General features: G+C 31.1%; 15 protein-coding genes. All 15 read right to left on the reverse strand.

Features of this window, described 5'->3' with window-relative positions:
* Positions 1-244: 244 nt before the first annotated feature.
* Complete coding sequence (locus Q360_RS0116360) at positions 245-832, reverse strand: hypothetical protein (RefSeq protein ID WP_027078033.1); 588 nt, start codon at positions 830-832, stop codon at positions 245-247.
* Between the two features lie 477 nt (positions 833-1,309).
* Positions 1,310-1,777: a type II secretion system protein GspG gene (locus Q360_RS0116365; RefSeq protein WP_027078034.1), complete on the reverse strand. Its 468-nt coding sequence runs from the start codon at positions 1,775-1,777 to the stop codon at positions 1,310-1,312.
* Between the two features lie 162 nt (positions 1,778-1,939).
* Positions 1,940-2,752: a hypothetical protein gene (locus tag Q360_RS0116370; RefSeq protein ID WP_027078035.1), complete on the reverse strand. Its 813-nt coding sequence runs from the start codon at positions 2,750-2,752 to the stop codon at positions 1,940-1,942.
* A 236-nt stretch (positions 2,753-2,988) separates the two neighbouring features.
* The gene (locus Q360_RS0116375) at positions 2,989-3,201 is read right to left on the reverse strand and encodes a helix-turn-helix transcriptional regulator (RefSeq protein ID WP_027076422.1); all 213 of its coding nucleotides are present in this window, start codon (positions 3,199-3,201) and stop codon (positions 2,989-2,991) included.
* Positions 3,198-3,647, reverse strand: a complete 450-nt coding sequence (locus Q360_RS0116380; RefSeq protein WP_027078036.1) for a hypothetical protein — start codon at positions 3,645-3,647, stop codon at positions 3,198-3,200. The genes Q360_RS0116375 and Q360_RS0116380 overlap by 4 nt, the downstream gene beginning before the upstream one ends.
* A 315-nt stretch (positions 3,648-3,962) precedes the next feature.
* Positions 3,963-4,493: a nuclear transport factor 2 family protein gene (locus tag Q360_RS0116390; protein ID WP_027078038.1), complete on the reverse strand. Its 531-nt coding sequence runs from the start codon at positions 4,491-4,493 to the stop codon at positions 3,963-3,965.
* 242 nt (positions 4,494-4,735) lie between these two features.
* Positions 4,736-5,227: a DUF4274 domain-containing protein gene (locus Q360_RS0116395; protein WP_027078039.1), complete on the reverse strand. Its 492-nt coding sequence runs from the start codon at positions 5,225-5,227 to the stop codon at positions 4,736-4,738.
* Between the two features lie 216 nt (positions 5,228-5,443).
* Positions 5,444-6,241, reverse strand: coding sequence for a lipid II flippase Amj family protein (locus Q360_RS0116400; protein ID WP_027078040.1), 798 nt, complete (start codon positions 6,239-6,241; stop codon positions 5,444-5,446).
* 265 nt (positions 6,242-6,506) lie between these two features.
* On the reverse strand, positions 6,507-7,223 hold the full coding sequence (locus Q360_RS24890; protein WP_156950146.1) for a DUF6090 family protein: 717 nt from the start codon (positions 7,221-7,223) through the stop codon (positions 6,507-6,509).
* A 227-nt stretch (positions 7,224-7,450) separates the two neighbouring features.
* Positions 7,451-8,863, reverse strand: a complete 1,413-nt coding sequence (locus Q360_RS0116410) for a KAP family P-loop NTPase fold protein (protein WP_027078041.1) — start codon at positions 8,861-8,863, stop codon at positions 7,451-7,453.
* Positions 8,864-9,017: 154 nt separating this feature from the next.
* Positions 9,018-9,551, reverse strand: coding sequence for a hypothetical protein (locus tag Q360_RS0116415; protein WP_027078042.1), 534 nt, complete (start codon positions 9,549-9,551; stop codon positions 9,018-9,020).
* Between the two features lie 137 nt (positions 9,552-9,688).
* The gene (locus tag Q360_RS0116420) at positions 9,689-10,381 is read right to left on the reverse strand and encodes a carboxypeptidase-like regulatory domain-containing protein (RefSeq protein WP_027078043.1); all 693 of its coding nucleotides are present in this window, start codon (positions 10,379-10,381) and stop codon (positions 9,689-9,691) included.
* 685 nt (positions 10,382-11,066) lie between these two features.
* Positions 11,067-12,347, reverse strand: coding sequence for a hypothetical protein (locus tag Q360_RS23715; protein WP_051554781.1), 1,281 nt, complete (start codon positions 12,345-12,347; stop codon positions 11,067-11,069).
* A gap of 158 nt (positions 12,348-12,505) precedes the next feature.
* On the reverse strand, positions 12,506-12,925 hold the full coding sequence (locus tag Q360_RS0116430; RefSeq protein ID WP_027078044.1) for a hypothetical protein: 420 nt from the start codon (positions 12,923-12,925) through the stop codon (positions 12,506-12,508).
* 837 nt (positions 12,926-13,762) lie between these two features.
* The coding region (locus Q360_RS26185; RefSeq protein WP_027078045.1) for a hypothetical protein at positions 13,763-14,301 on the reverse strand (539 nt) is incomplete at its 5' end.

Genomic DNA, 14,301 nt, shown 5'->3' on the forward strand with positions numbered 1-14,301 from the left:
TTTTGTTGCTCTGATAAACGTTCTGCTTGAGAACTGAGTGGGTCTTTTATAGGGTAAGCAGCAAAAAAGGAAAGACCCCGAAGCTTATCTTACTTCTTACCACATATTACCGCTAACGTGTTTGTATAATGTTAGTTGCGTGTTTTAAGTGACTAATTTAGTAAATAAAACACGAACCAAGAAAGTCAGTTTGGACTTTCGTAAGTAAGCTAAAACCAGCAATTAATTTTATACGGTGTTAGCATTAGTTTTTTTCTACGTAATTCCAATCATTAGGTTTTGTGTTCAGTAGTTCATTTTTTAATCCGCTATTCCATCCATTTTTACTAAATTCTATAACAAGGTATTCTTTATACATTTTAAAAAGCGTTTTAAATAACTCAAAGTCATGTTCAGTAAATGAAGGATCTTTCATTTTATTATGTTCATTAAGTCCAATAGGGTATCGTGCATTAGAAACGCATAAATCAGATAAAGTGTCCTGAAAAATTTTTGATTTTTCTGTGAGTTCAAAACCATTTAGTTTAGATAAATGGTTTAAGTCATGAGTTTTTATTTGTTTTTCAATTTTTCCTTTATTGACTAAATTAGGGTCGTTTAAAATTGCTATTCCTTTTAAAAGATTTTCAAGAATATATGACATTAGTAAATAAGTAGCCTTAGAATGTCCAGGTATCGTTATGTCTCTTTGATCATGGTAATAATTTAATTTTCTGTAGAATAAATTATTTCTCAATGCATATAATTCTTCAAGAGAACCGTGTAATTCTAAAGCAGAATGCAACCATCTTTCAGGGCTTGAATAGTAAATGAATTGTTCTTTTTTATTCAATGGAGGAATTATTTTAGTAATTAATGCTAACGGTTTAGCTATGAACAGTACGGGAGCAAACTAGCGTTTACTTTCTGCCATGCACAAAGCGAAATCTTTTGGTTTTGTTTTTTCTTTTTTTGTCTCAAAGCGAAATCCCAAAGATTTTGCGGACTTCATAAATATACACAAACCATTCGTTTAAGCCCGAAGCCCGTATTGTTTATAGGTTGTGTTGTAGCACGTTTTTATTTGTTTAATTTTTCTTTAATTAACATAAAGCTCAACATTGAAAAAATGCATATCCCAACTGTTAATAATCCATATTTGAGTAATCCCGTAAATAATATTGCAACAAACTTAGAAGTATATTGATTATAGCGAAATGTACTCCATTGTTGAACGAGTTCATATATTACATTATAATTTTCCATTAAGAAATAACAGATAATACATAATAGACTAATTATGTAAAGTCGTACAATTTTTAAATTTATTTTATTGCGATTTGATGTCATCTTCCGTTTTAAATTTTCCATCCGGACCAGGAGAAGTGATTAAAAACCTTTGGCCATTTTCCTCAACCTTAAATTTATATTCTCTATTCCAAGCGTCTTTTTTCCAATCTTGTCTTAAAGGACTATTTCCGATTAATTCATTCAAGTCCGCAGGATATTTTCCGAGCTTTTCCTTCCAATTCTCCATTCTATCGCTCATTTCAGCTATTTCTTTTTTAGTTTCATCAGGGTAGATAGATTTTCTTTGATAACCAAAAAACAGAAATGAGCTTATACTTATAACAACTAAAAGCGAAATGACCATTATGGAACTCGGTTGCAGAAGGTATTTTTGAATAGGTCTTTTCGTACCGTCTTCTTTCTCCTTTTTACTTATTCGTTTTCGATGTTTGAAATCCTCACGAATTAGTCCAAATTCTGCTAAAGTCGAAAGTATTAATTCAAGCATTTAGTTGGTTTTGGTAAATGTGCTACAACGGATTTGTATAAGAAAAGTTGCGTAGTTTAAGAAATCAAGTTAGTAAATAAACACGAACCAAGAAAGTCCGCGAGGACTTTCGTAAGTAAGCTTTTACCAGCAATTTTTTTTATACGGTGTTGGGCACAGTTTTTAATTTTCAATCCAACTGTAAAATTTAATATTATTCCAACTATATATTGAAATAGTAACTCCTGAATTTTCAATAATGTTTGCTGAAGAATAAGCGTTCATTGTATTAGCTAAATTATTAAATTCGGCCGAATCCGTGTACTTATAGTATTTTGAAGGATGATTCACCCAATTTCCATAGGTTGTTTCAGGATAAGGTATTCTTCCTTCTCCTTCAAATTCAAACTCTATGAAATCAGGGTTTTGCTCTATAATCGCTGAAAAATCTGTATAAATGTTAGTGTTATCTGTATTAGTTCCACAAACATAGGCAAATGAATTTTCTGGAAATATAAAAGTTTTGTCGTGTAATGAAGTTGTGAAATTATTTTCGATAAGAGTTATTGAAATTTTTTGTTCATTAATTTCTATAGAATACTTATCAATTATACTTCCATTTATAAAAGTTACTTTATTTGTGTTTTGAGGCAATTCGATATAAGATGTCGCAGGTCCAATTGCTGTCAAACATAATTCAGGTTCAATTATCTGGTTGAATCTTACGATTAGTTCATTACCATTTATAAATTCGGTTGTTGACAGTCCGTAATTTATACAAGGGAAAATTTCAGAAGTAATTAATTTTAGTTTTAAAACTGGTTCTTGAGTTTCGTTAGTTGTATATATTTCTTCCGGCATAAAATTAATTTCCGACTCAATAGAGTTGTCAACTATATATTCGGCATAATCAGAATCATTTTGAACTTCATCATTATCAGAGTTACAGCTTAAAATAGTAAATACAATTAAAGTAAAAATTAGTAATTTTTTCATAACATTGTTTTTAGATTATATGTAATTTTTTCGATTTGGTTGCGTCAAATTGTGCCCAACGATTTGTGTAAGAATAGTAAGGGATTTCGAAGGACTGAATTTTCAATTTACCACTTAGCTAAGTTTACAATTTTTTCTTTATTTAATAGACACGCAAAATTGTAAATTTTGCGGACTTTGTAAAATGCACTGAACTTAGGTTTAGGCACTAAAGCCCTTATTTTTTTTACACTTTGTTATGCATTGGCTTTCTCATTTTCGTCTAACTCAAAGAAGTCATTAACTGGTTTTTTAAATAAGTTGGAAAGTCTTAATGAAAGAACTGTTGAAGGTACATATCTGTTTTTTTCAATTGAACTTATCGTTTGACGCGATACTCCAATTTTATTAGCAAGTTCTTCTTGTGTTAAGTCTAATATTGCTCTTTCAATCTTTAGTCGATTTTTCATTTGTTCATTCGCTTTAAGAATTCAAAATAAAAAACTTGAATGCTCAACAAAATCCATAAAATTTCCCAATCTCCAACACCTTCAAAACTTCCTTGCTGTTTTTCAGAAATTAAATTTGCTATATAGTTAAATATTGGATTTGTTAATAGAGTAATTATAACACCTGCAATAAATGCAAAAGTATAAGATTGCATTCTCAAAGATTTTATTAGTTCATCTTCTATTTTTTCTTTTGAAATTGAAATGAGTAATAATCCAATTAATATTCCATATTTGGATGTTAGTTTTAAGTCAATATTTTCAATGGATAATTTATTCACGATAAATGCTACTACCGATATTATAATTATTCCTATTCCAATTTTCTTGAATTTGTTGGATAACTGATACCTTTTCATCTTTTCAAGGCTTTTTCTCTCACATTCCATAAATGATTTTACATTCATAATTTTAATTTTAGATTATTAATAAACAATAAGTATGTTTTCCATAATGACAAATATACTTTACATTTTGGGGTAAAAAAATATTTACGTAACTTTTTTTATTTCAATCAATCTATTTTGGAAGATAATTTTGAATTCAGGGGTGACTTTTTTGCTTATGCATAACGGGTATGTGTATGGACCGTTGCGTGTGAAAGCACGAACCTTTAAAGATACAAAACTACGCTGGAAAATTCCCAAGAATTTTCCAGATGAGCACAGACTCAGCAATGGTTTATACACGGTGTTGGCAGTAGTTTTTATTAGTTTAATGTTTTAATCGTTTGGTATATTTTCATTCTTATCAGCCGAAGTTCCACCTAAAATTACCCAACCATCATCATATTTTCTCCAAGTATGAAGCATCACAGAAGAATGTTTTTCAACGATATTATTTTCTTTGTCAGCCCAAATAGCATCCACATCATAAAACACAATAACCACATCATCAATTGCATTAGTGACTTTTCTATAAAGTTTGTAACTAAATTTTATATTTGGGTCGCTATGTAATTCAGGTATCCAATTTGAAACCATACTTTTATTAACAAATTCATCTCCATTACCTGGGCGACCAATAAAATCATTGTGCCAAAGTTTTTTATAATTAACAGTATCATTTCTTTGGGCATAAGCCCAATATTTCTTCTCCATTTCCCAAGCTTCGTTTTCTAATTTTTCCTTTCTAATTATTGGCAAAACTGTTTCAGTCTGTTGTGATTCATTATTTTTTTGGTTGCAACTTTCAAGCGTGACTAATGAAAATAGTCCAATTGCAATTGTCAAAATCAATTTCGATAATTTCATTAAATTCCGTGTTAGATATTGCCTACTATAATCGGATTTCGGCTTTTCCGTTTTTGTTAATCAGCTTAAAATTAGTTCGTTGTTCAAATTACTGCCAACGTGATGTGTATGGTTAGTTGCGTGGTTAAGCAACTAAATTAATAAACAAATACGGACTAGAGAATATTCCGAAGGAATATTCCAGATAAGCACTGTCCAAAGCAATTAATTATACACCGTGTTGTACATAGTGCTTATTTAATTCATAGTCCAAATACGAAAGGCTTTTTCCCTTTAGTAGTTGTTTTTAACTCCGCTGGAATTTCCCAGATATCCAATTCTGTTTTCCAGTCAGTTTTATATCCTTCCACAATTGGGTCAAATTTATATCGGTTGTTCTTAAATCCGTTTTCTCTAAATTTCCCCACAATCTTTTGTAATAGATTCCAGACGGGTTTTTCATATTCTTCAATTGTTTCTATGGTAAAGTCGAAATAGAAATCAGGTTCTGCTCTCCAGAATATTAATGAAGCTGTTCCTTTGTCACATTTAGGACTATCAATAATCCAGTCCAATACAATTGTCCCATCATCCCAATTATAATTGTCAGCGAGATAATATTGTTCTGCTGAATTTAGAGTTTTAAATTTCTCAAAATCAGGAATTATTTCTTCGTTATCATCTTCGTCTTTTTTAAACGAAAATTCAATGAAATTCTTCTTAATTAGCGATATTTTATGTGGTCGGATTATCATTTTCCCGCATTATGTACAACGTTTCGGCTATGGTTAGTACGGGAATTAAAAGTAATTAATTTCCGATTAAGCACTTAGCCAAAACTTTTTACGTTGTTTTATCTTTTCATTTTTAAAGCCAAATCAAAAGATTTGGCGGACTTGGTTAAAAGCTCTAAACTTTGGGTTAAGTACCAAAACCCGTATTAACTATAGCCATTGTTGTGCTTTCGTACTTTATATTATTTCGGCAACCAATGCTATAAAATGAGCAAATGGCACTAGCAATAATTGAGCTAAAATTGTTCCAATCACTCTCGCAAAAACCATATATCGAATAGTTCGTCTAAATTCACTTTCAGCAAATTTTCCTTCTACAACTTCATCAGTCAAAATTGAAAGGTATGGGTCAATAATAACAAACATTAATATTGTCGCAAATCCATTAACAATAGCTGATAAAGAACTTGCTGTAGTTCTTAATTCAGGCGTTATAAATCCTGCGTAAAGTGAAGACAGTACTCCGACAGATAATATAGCGACAGCTAAAATATTAAAAATGAAAATCTTTAGCGGAAATTTGGTTTTCGAGTTTATCGATAAATTCTCTCTATTCGGAATGCTAATTTCTTTTCTTAATTGCTTAATCCCTGTTTTTGTAAAACTATGTAAAATCAATTTTGGCATTGATTTATGCACGCTAAAATTCATAACAGCTTTAGATAATATCCTCTGAAAAGTAGGAATTAAAAAAGCTCCAAATATTGTAGCTAAAGTCGCTACGAATAATATCAATCTAATTTCATATGTTCCTGGATTAATATTCAGGTTAATATTGTTTTCAACCCATTTTGCCAATAATGGTGCTTGAAATGAATTTGAAGTTCTTGAAATAAGAACCATAATATTAAAAAGTGCAAATGAGACTGCTATTTTTCTTGTTCTAGTTCCGACAATTCTTACCGAATAGGATAAAGTACTTATTAAATGAATAATAAATGTTAGAAGAAGTACTATTATAATTTGAATTGTCATTCTATTTTATATCGTTTCGGGTATGAAGCACAACGTGTTGTGTATGAAACGTAGCGTATAAAAAGACGCTAACTTTTCGGATTATACACGAGCTGAATTTTTAAATTTTTCTTTTATCTTAAATTCTTCAAAAAGCCAAATATAAAAATTAGGCGGTCTTAATAAACATAAGAAAACCTCTGTAAAAGCTTGTAACAGCTATGTTTTATAAACGTTGTTAGCCTTTCGTTATTTATTTTTTCAACAATTTGTTTATCTAAAAAATTTAGTCATTGTTATTTATTTCCATATCAACAAAATTAATGACATTCTTTATCTGATCTATATTTGCCTTTGATATTATTGTATAGACTATGTTTTGATGCAATAAGAAGTCCATTTGATTATAAAATTCACTATCCAAAACAGACTCCCAAGATTTAATTTGTTTTTTTTTAGAGTTATAATATGTTCTTTTTTCCCAATCCATTTTACCAACAACACCGTCTAATATTTCACCATTATAAACCAACCGCTTGTAATAATGGTTGTAAAGGTTTGTAATCATATATTTTAAACTATCGTTCTTTATGTTTTCAATTTTACCTGATGCTACGCCAGAGTCATAAACACCAGTAGATGGGAAAAATGTTGGATTTATAAATTGTATGCTTACAAAAACAGAATCGATTTCTGATTTTTTATCAGAATTCCCTTTTTGAATTAATTGCATTAGATTTTTTAAAGTTTCCCCCTTCTTTGACTGGATTCCATATGAATTGTTTAGTTGACTTAAATTACTTTGCAATTCATTTCTTAAGTCCTTTAAAAATCTTTGTTCCCATTGTGAATTTTTTTGATTTTCATTCCAATTATTAATACTCAATGCAATTAGAATTCCAATTACGACCAATACAACTTCACCTATGGCATATTTAAAGTATTTACCAGTTTTGTTTTCCATAAGTGAATTTTGACGAATTTTTCTAAAGAATTTTATCATTTATCGAATCAGTTTTTTAATGAAGGCTAACGGTTTGTGTATGAAACGTAGCGTGTAAATAGACGCTAACTTTTCGGGTTAACACAGAGCCGAATTTTTTATTTTGTTTTTATCTTTTTTATTTCAAAAGCCAAATTAAAAATTTGGCGGTCTTCGTAAATAAGCACAGACCTTTTGGTTTAGCACTTTTTAGCTATGTTTTATACACGTTGTTACCTGCTGGCTTTTTACGTTTTGATATCTTCTAATAAATCAATATGTTTGGTAAAATGAGACAAGTCCAAATCTCCTTCTCCACGTCTTCTATTAATACTTTCCAAAATATGCATAAAGTCTTGTCCCGCATCTTTTTTAACAATGGACGTTATTAAAAGTTTATTTTCTCCAGTTTCTTCATCTCTTTCATAAAGAGGTTTTCTGTGATATCTTTCTTGGTAATAATTATTGTAAGCATTTACTAAATAAACTTCAAGCCACATAAGTTGCCTTTCTGTGTCTTCATTTATTTTAATTTTAACTAAGTCTAAAAAGCGTTCTTGTAGCTCTTGAATCGTTAAGCTCTTCGCTTTCATCTTTTCATAGAATTCATTATCAGTAACCTTAATAAATGTTAGAAAAAGAAAAACGTGTGGAACAACATAACTGTTCCAGTTAAAACTCCTTAATGCCAATCTTGAATGTGCAAATATTTTTTCTTGTTGTCTTAAAGGAATTTTTGCATTAGTAAAAATTAACTTACAAGTTTCAAGAAAATTTGATTTATCTGATTGTAATTCTCGATACTTTGACCTTTCCGCTGATTGGAAAAATTCATCAAATTGAAAATAGTCATATAGATATTTGTAAAACAAACCTGTTTCTGGCTCAGGGATGGAATATTCTAAATCTATAAACCTCCTTAAATATTCCTCAGCATCTATATCATCACTACCATAAACACCTTTAATCGCATTTCCCAGTTGTTCTTTGTCAATCGATAGTACGAAAACAATATTTGGAACAGAAAAGAAATGTTTAATTTGTTCCAGGATTGAAACAGCATAATTCGGTCTACATCTGTCTAGTTCATCAATAATAAAGACTAAAGGTTTTCCTTCGTTAGTAATCGCAATGAATTCGGATAAGGTTTCTCGAAAATCCGAAATGCTTTTTTTCTTATTTTCATATTCGTTGACTTCATTCTCAAAGACGTCTGCTAATCCATTTGTAACACCTACAATAGCTTCTTTGACACCTTCTGTATCAATGTATCTATCAGCTATCGCTTTAGCTATTATTGGCGCAATATGTTTTGTTAATGTTGATGCTTTTTTAAGTGTTTTTTTAAATGAAGGCTCAGTATCTACACTCGTTAAGGTTTTTAATTCTCCCATTAATGCTGTGAGAGGATTATTTTCAAAATCGTTTTCCCAAGCGTTAAAATATAGAGTTTGGAAATCAGTATTTTTTAAATCTTGTTCCCACATTTTCACAAATGTAGTTTTCCCAGTACCCCATTTGTTGTTCAAAGCAAGTACAAATCCATATGGATATGAGTTGATAATATTGGTTAAAACACTCGAATATTTTTGTCTATCTAATTTGCAGTTAGCAAAAGGATTTTCTTGTTCGATTTCAATTTCGTTGTGTTTAATTTTCATTCAGTTTTGATTTGTTTTCAGCTTGCAGGTAACGTGATGTGTATGGTTAGTTGCGTGATTAAGCAACTAAATTAGTATACAAATACGAACCAGAGAAAATTCCGAAGGAATTTTCCAGATAAGCAATAGCCAAAGCAATTAATTATACACCGTGTTACAGCACGTATTTATTCTGTAAAATATTATTCGAAGCAATTTTTGCCTCGTTCACATATCCGCTTTTTTTATCCGCAATATTTTTCAATTCCGATTCTGTTTTTGATTGGAATTTCAGTTCGGAGTTTTTAATGAGATTTTCTTTTTGCGTATTTCTTTCCGCCAAGTCTTTTTCAGTCAACTTCTTTTCAGGAAATAATTTGTTCAACAGTTCTTTATTCAATACCAAGAAAATAATGAGTAAAGTCAGAAAAATTGGATTGAATTTTATTGGTCCAATTCCGAAAATTATGTTTGAGTAATAAATGTCAATTAGATTGACAATTCCTAGAATTAAGGTTAATCCGAAAAAGTAAACGAATAGTTTTTTGTTTTTAAAATACAGAAGTGAAGAAATCCCAATGAGTCCAATTCCAATGTAATGCTTGTAATTCAGAGTGTAATCCGTAAACAATGTAATTCCGATTGAGATTATCACCAGAATGGCTGAAATAAGAAGTGGAATTATGTCTTTACCGATGGTTTTTCTCATATGTGCTGTAACGGTTAGGCTATGATTTCGTTGTGGAAAATGTCGGAGACTTTTCCGCTTATGAAATCAGCCGATTGATTTGTTAAATATATTATTTTTTGTTCAAATGCAACAATGAATTATAGCCATTGTTGGCATTAGTTTTTTCTAAATAAGTTTCCAATGCGTCTAAAAATATTTTGTTTTTTTATAATTACGACTTCTCCCATAACACATTTGTCTTCAGTCATATTTATTTCTATAAATTTAATATCATTACTAATCTCTACTTCCTTACTTTCAAACCCAATAAACGAAAATATGAGTGTCAACTTCTTTTTGAAATCCTTTTGACTAATAGAAATTGAGAAATTACCATCAAAATCAGTTTGCGTTTTGTAGGAATGTCCTTTAATAAAAATATTCACACCAGGTAATGCACCAGAAGTAACAAGTACAACACCATTAATTTGGATGGAATCTTTCGGGTTATGATTATTTTTTTGGTTGTCTATTTTAATTACGGGTGAAGTCTTTTCGATTTGAACTGAGTTTGATTGTCCAAAGACAGGAGTGGTTATAGTAAGAAGTGAAGTTAAGCCTAAAAGAAGTCCAACTCTATGCACTTGATTCTTTTTTAAAGAATTTATTTCAGTATTGATTTGGTCAACTCTGAATTTCCCGCAAATATTTTGATTATTGTCTAGTCTCATAGACAATTCATAATTAGATACCTTTGTGAAATCCAAGACTTCTTTTTGGCAATTAAAACAAAATACACCTTTTTCAGTAGGAGTCATTTGATTCCAATTTTCCGAACATGGATTAGGTATTTTAATTTCGTATTTCATTCAAATTAATGCCAACGCCAAAGCTATACGTAGTGCGGGAGTAGAGCAGTACTCGTCTTCCTTACTTTACACTTAGCTAAAGCAGTTTTTTTGTGTTTATTTTTGTTTTAAAAGCCAAATCAAACTGTTTTGGCGAACCTCCTAAAAATACGCAAACCTTTTGATATTGACCAAGCCCCGCATTACGTATAGGTCTTGTTAGCGGTTTTATGTAACCCGAACCAAACGCTAAAAGACAAACTATTCCTGTATTGCCTGTAGATTTTGCCGCTTATAACATCCTGCGACAAGCCCAAGTAGACATAAAAAAAAATTAAGAGGTATAGCACCTTTACAAATACTGGAAAGCCACAAGTCCGTCCGCATATCGATTGCGCAACAGTTGCGTTTTGGCGGCAAAAGGAAAAACCCCGAAAGCTGCTCTATTTTTAAAGCTTAGGCCACACTTATAAAGATTAACCAATGAAACTGGTACCGTAGATATTTTGTTGCTCTGATAAAGTCCTGCTTGCGAAATGAGCAGGTCTTTTATAGGGTAAGCAGCAAAAAAGGGAAAGCCCCGAAGATTATCTTATTTCTTACCACATACTACCGCTAACGGTTTGAATAAACGCCCGTTTTAATGGCGTTTATTTTCTGTTAGCAAATGTTATTTTCTATGTCTAAATAATTATTGGCATATTAATTATTCTTGGACATTTTCATTATTGATAACTGATATTATACAGGGGAATGACAAGTCAGAATCTCCTTTAATAGATAGGGTTTCATGGATATTCAAAATTGACCTGTTAAAAATTTTCTGAGATATTATATTTCCTTGGTATTTAATAGTTACCGGATCATTCAAATTCAACATTTTATCATTCATATATAGTTGAATTATATTGCTATAATTAGAAATTATATTGATCTCATTTAAGTGCGTATTGTACTCTACTATAATCTCCCCTCCAGTTTCAATCAAATTTTCATGTATTCCTATCCAATAAAAACTGCTATGATGCCTATTATCTTGTTTCCATACAATTTTCTGAGCTATGGGGTTGCGTTTATAGTTTTTCATCCAAGGCAAGGCAACAGCATCTTCAAGATTCATCCAATGCTCTAATCCATCATGAAGTTGCACATCATGGATGTAGGTTCCAGGAGCACTACTTTCTAGATCGTCAAGCATTATTTTCCATTCTTGCGCTTTAATGTTTCTATTATAAGCGTTATCCAGTGCCCCTACATGTATCGCAAAAGGAGTGTTTTTTAATCCTAAAGGAGATGTTTCATTTGGGTGTCCAGCCATCATAGCTGCTGCTGCCCATCTATCTGCCATTCGTGGAACCAATTGATAAACTCCATCTCCACCTGCTGAATAACCCAATAAATATACTTTATTTGGGTTTACATTTTCTATTGCAACAGCCATTTGGATAATAATATTTAAAAACTCGTCAATATAATCCTGATGCCATAAATCCCAAGTATTCGATGGGGCTCTTGGCGCTAAGTACACACCTTCAAGGGTGTTCATCGTCTGGTCATATAAATGCTTTTGATTATTATATTGTTGGTCATTAACATTGATTGTAGTTGATCCTCCTCCATGTAATGAGATAAATAAACTTCTTCCATCAGATGGCTTATTACCAAATATTTGATAATAAAAAGGCATGCTATATCCTTTATAAATCAGTTTGCGATTGTTCCACTGTTGCTCATAGTTGCTTATCATTGTTGCCTGCATATCTTGAAATAGTAGTGCGGTAACATTTTCAGCTCGGCTTTTTGTTAATGATTTTTTTGAGAAATCCAAGCTTTCTAAAGCTTCTCTTTCTTCAACTGGTTTAGCTAGCCATTTTTCTAAACTCTGACTTACGCTATCTTTAACAGGGTCTATCTTCCCTTCACTCTTATTACATCCTAATAATAATACAACTACACCAAAAAATAATAGTTTCAAAATATTCCTCATTTCTTCTTTTTAATATTTGCTAACGTGTTCGTGTATGGTTAGTTGCGTTGGCTAGCAATTAAGTTAGCAAAAGAAAACGAACCAGAGGAAATTCCGGAGGAATTTCCAAGTAGGTTATAACCAAAGCAATTAATTATACACGTTGTTGGCAGTAGTTATTATTCTTTTGTCAATTCATATTTATAAAATCCAACATCATTTTTATTAGCAGAAATTAATAGCTCATCTCCATTTATTGAATAATTATATTCTCCATTTAGTATTAAATTCCAATCAAAATTTGCTGTCCAAATGTTAATGTCATAATATTCAATAGTCGAATTATTTTTTTCATAAGTACCATTTCCTCCAGCAGGAAAATAATCGTTATTTGCGCTACTTTGATAATTGTTGTCTTCATTAAAACTGACAGTTACAGGATTAGAAAAAGTATCTCCATTACTATATTCAACCGTAAAAGTTCCAGTATAGTTTCCGTTAAGATTTTCAATTACATTTTTGTCATCGTCACTATTACAAGAGTTTATAGTTAAAGATAAAATCGTAAAAAAAATCAATGCATAAATTCTGTTTTTCATAAATCGTTTTTATTTATAGATGCAGCTTTATCAAAATGTTGCGTTATTTTAATCAAATTTGAGTGAGTTTAATTACTGTCAACGCCAAAGCTATACGTAGTGCGGGAGCATAGCAGTACGCATCTTCCTTACTTTACACTTAGCTAAAGCAGTTTTTTTGTGTTTATTTTTTGCTTAAAATACCAAATTAAACTGTTTTGGCGTACCTCCTAAAAATACGCAAACCTTTTGATATTGACCAAGCCCCGCATTACGTATAGGTCTTGTTAGCGGTTTTATGTAACCCGAACCAAACTCCAAAAGACAATTTTATACTGCTATTCCCGTAGATTTTGCCGCTTTTTACATCCTGTGACAATCCTAAGTAGACATAAAAAAAACTTGAATACTTATAGAACCTTTGCAAATACCGACAAGCCAAAAGTCCGTCTGGATATTGATTGCGCAACAGTTGCGTTTTGGCGGTAAAAGGGAAAACCCCGAAAGTTGCTCTATTTTTAAAGCCTAGGCCACTCTTAAAAGACAAACCAATGAAATTGGTACCGTAGATTTTTTGTTGCTCTGATAAACGTTCTGCTTGCGAAATGAGCAGGTCTTTTATAGGGTAAGCAACAAAAAAGGGAAAGCCTCGAAGATTATCTTACTTCTTACCACATATTACCGCTAACGTGTTCGTGTATGGTTATTTTCGTTGGCTAGCAACTAAATTAGTAAAAGAAAACGAACCAGAGGAAATTCCGAAGGAATTTCCAAGTAGGCTAGAACCAAGCAATTGATTATACACGTTGTTGTGCTTTCGTTATTTTTTAATATATTTTTCTAAAGATTTTCATCCTTTTATTCTTTTAATTTTTCACCCAAAATTTTTAATATTTCTGTAGCGTTGGTATTGTAATCTTTTAGTCTGCTTAAATAGTATTTTGAGTAAATTAAGTGTCTGGCACTTTTGGTACGATACTCATCACTCTCAAAAATATAGTTAACTAACTCCTTGTTGTAGGTTCTTCGCTCAAAAACAGACCATTCTACAAACCAATCATATTTTTCGAAATCATCAGTTGTTTCATTTATAATATCCAACAACATTTTATTCACATCTGGGAATATTGCATTGTAGTCTTTATAAAAAGCATCTATTTTAAAAGAAAGCGAGTCTACCTTATTGCTTTGGTCTGTGTTAAGTGATTTCAATAATTGATAACCCTTATCTAAATTTTGAAAAGAATCTGCATCAGCAACATCAATTCTACACTTTTCACAATTGGCATAATTGGATTCATTGATGGTATCATAATACGATATTGGTATGTTGCGGTCAATAATATCAGTCAACCTGTTGTTCTTTTGTAAATAAAGTTCAATCTTTTGAGAGACAT

Source organism: Maribacter antarcticus DSM 21422, from assembly GCF_000621125.1.
Lineage (GTDB): Bacteria > Bacteroidota > Bacteroidia > Flavobacteriales > Flavobacteriaceae > Maribacter > Maribacter antarcticus.